Annotated in this window: 1 rRNA gene; it reads right to left on the bottom strand. The window is 52.7% G+C overall.

Annotated elements, in window-relative coordinates:
• Position 1: 1 nt before the first annotated feature.
• A 23S ribosomal RNA gene (locus tag JCM21714_RS17625) occupies positions 2-2966 on the bottom strand.
• Positions 2967-3167: the final 201 nt, after the last annotated feature.

The following is a 3167-nucleotide window of genomic DNA, read 5'->3' as shown; positions in this document are numbered from 1 at the left end:
TATAGTTAAGTCCTCGATCGATTAGTATTCGTCAGCTGCACATGTCACCATGCTTCCACCTCGAACCTATCTACCTCATCGTCTCTGAGGGATCTTACTCTATGAAATAGATGGGAAGTCTCATCTTGAGGGGGGGCTTCATGCTTAGATGCTTTCAGCACTTATCCCTTCCACACGTAGCTACCCAGCGATGCTCCTGGCGGAACAACTGGTGCACCAGCGGTGTGTCCATCCCGGTCCTCTCGTACTGAGGACAGCTCCTCTCAAACTTCCAATGCCCACGACGGATAGGGACCGAACTGTCTCACGACGTTCTGAACCCAGCTCGCGTACCGCTTTAATGGGCGAACAGCCCAACCCTTGGGACCGACTACAGCCCCCAGGATGCGATGAGCCGACATCGAGGTGCCAAACCTCCCCCGTCGATGTGGACTCTTGGGGGGGGAGATAAGCCTGTTATCCCCGGGGGGGTAGCTTTTATCCGTTGAGCGACGGCCCTTCCATACGGTACCGCCGGATCACTAAGCCCGACTTTCGTCCCTGCTCGACTTGTAGGTCTCGCAGTCAAGCTCCCTTCTGCCTTTACACTCTTCGAATGATTTCCAACCATTCTGAGGGAACCTTTGGGCGCCTCCGTTACATTTTAGGAGGCGACCGCCCCCCCAGTCAAACTGCCCACCTGACACTGTCTCCGAACCGGATCACGGTCCTGGGTTAGAAGGCGGGTACAGCTAGGGTGGTATCCCACCGGCGCCTCCACGTAAGCTAGCGCTCACGCTTCTCAGGCTCCCACCTATCCTGTACAAGCTGTACCAACATTCAATATCAGGCTACAGTAAAGCTCCACGGGGGTCTTTCCGTCCTGTCGCGGGTAATGCGCATCTTCACGCATCGTATAATTTCACCGGGTCTCTCGTTGAGACAGTGCCCAAGTCGTTGCACCTTTCGTGCGGGTCGGAACTTACCCGACAAGGAATTTCGCTACCTTAGGACCGTTATAGTTACGGCCGCCGTTTACTGGGGGCTTCGGTTCAACGCTTCGCCCGAAAGCTAACGCATCCCCCCTTAACCTTCCAGCACCGGGCAGGTGTCAGCCCCCCCTATACTTCGCCTTGCGGCTTCGCAGAGACCTGTGTTTTTGCTAAACAGTCGCTTGGGCCTTTTCACTGCGGCTCACTCACAGAGTGAGCACCCCCCCTTCTCCCGAAGTTACGGGGGTCATTTTGCCGAGTTCCTTAACGAGAGTTCTCCCGATCACCTTAGGATTCTCTCCTCGCCTACCTGTGTCGGTTTGCGGTACGGGCACCCGTTTCCTCACTAGAGGCTTTTCTTGGCAGCGTGAAATCCGGAACTTCGGTACTAAATTTCCCTCCCGATCACAGCTCAAGCTTGCCAGACGGATTTGCCTATCTGACGCTCTTACTGCTTCGACGCACACTTCCAGTCGTGCGCATTCCTTATCCTTCTGCGTCCCCCCCATCGTTCAAACGGAATTGGGTGGTACAGGAATATCAACCTGTTGTCCATCGCCTACGCCTTTCGGCCTCGGCTTAGGCCCCCCGACTAACCCTGAGCGGACGAGCCTTCCTCAGGAAACCTTAGGCATTCGGTGAAGAAGATTCTCACTTCTTTTTCGCTACTCATACCGGCATTCTCACTTCTAAGCGCTCCACCAGTCCTCACGGTCTGACTTCACAGCACTTAGAACGCTCTCCTACCATTGTTCGTAAGAACAATCCGTAGCTTCGGTGATACGTTTAGCCCCGGTACATTTTCGGCGCAGCGTCACTCGACCAGTGAGCTATTACGCACTCTTTAAATGATGGCTGCTTCTGAGCCAACATCCTGGTTGTCTAAGCAACGCCACATCCTTTTCCACTTAACGTATACTTTGGGACCTTAGCTGACGGTCTGGGCTGTTTCCCTTTCGACTATGAACCTTATCACCCATAGTCTGACTCCCAAGGTAATATGATTGGCATTCGGAGTTTGACTGAATTCGGTAACCCGGTAAGGCCCCCCCTTGTCCAATCAGTGCTCTACCTCCAACATACATCCCTTGAGGCTAGCCCTAAAGCTATTTCGGAGAGAACCAGCTATCTCCGTGTTCGATTGGCATTTCACCCCTACCCACACCTCATCCCCCCCGCACTTTTCAACGTGCGTGGTTCGGGCCTCCAGTCAGTGTTACCTGACCTTCACCCTGGACATGGGTAGATCACACGGTTTCGGGTCTACGACCACCTACTATATTCGCCCTATTCAGACTCGCTTTCGCTGCGGCTCCGTGTCTTCCACTTAACCTTGCAGGGGGGGATCGTAACTCGCCGGTCCATTCTACAAAAGGTACGCCGTCACGCAAAAATGCGCTCCGACTACTTGTAGGCACACGGTTTCAGGATCTCTTTCACTCCCTTCCGGGGGGGTGCTTTTCACCTTTCCCTCACGGTACTGGTTCACTATCGGTCACTAGGGAGTATTTAGCCTTGGGAGATGGTCCTCCCGGATTCCGACGGAATTTCTCGTGTTCCGCCGTACTCAGGATCCACTCTGGAGGCTACTTCTTTTCGAATACAGGGCTGTTACCTTCTATGGCGGGCCTTTCCAGACCGCTTCTTCTAACAAATAGCTTTGTAACTCCGTATAGAGTGTCCTACAACCCCCCCAAAAAGCAAGCTTTTTGGTTTGGGCTGATTCCGTTTCGCTCGCCGCTACTCAGGAAATCGCATTTGCTTTCTCTTCCTCCGGGTAATAAGATGTTTCAGTTCCCCCCCGGGTCTGCCTCTTTCATCCTATGGATTCAGATGAAAGTTCTACTCCATGACGAGTAGAGGGTTCCCCCCCATTCGGAAATTCTCGGATCAATGCTTACGTACAGCTCCCCCCCGAGACATATCGGTGTTTGTCCCGTCCTTCTTCGGCTCCTAGTGCCAAGGCATCCACCGTGCGCCCTTCTTCACTTAACTATGCTTACTTATGAAAAAGTTGTTTGGTTTTTGTTTGATGTCTTGTCATCAGTCTAGTTTCGGCTTCTAATAGCTAGCGTATAGTTCATCCTTCCCTCTGTACAGAAAACACTGTACGACGGTCTGGCTGATCTATTCGTACGCTATTGAACAGTCGCCTACACTTCCTGATCTTTCTTATCTAGTTTTCAAGGTACATTT

Source organism: Gracilibacillus boraciitolerans JCM 21714 (genome assembly GCF_000521485.1).
GTDB classification, from domain to species: Bacteria; Bacillota; Bacilli; order Bacillales; family Amphibacillaceae; genus Gracilibacillus; species Gracilibacillus boraciitolerans.
This window is presented reverse-complemented; position numbering and strand designations above follow the sequence as displayed.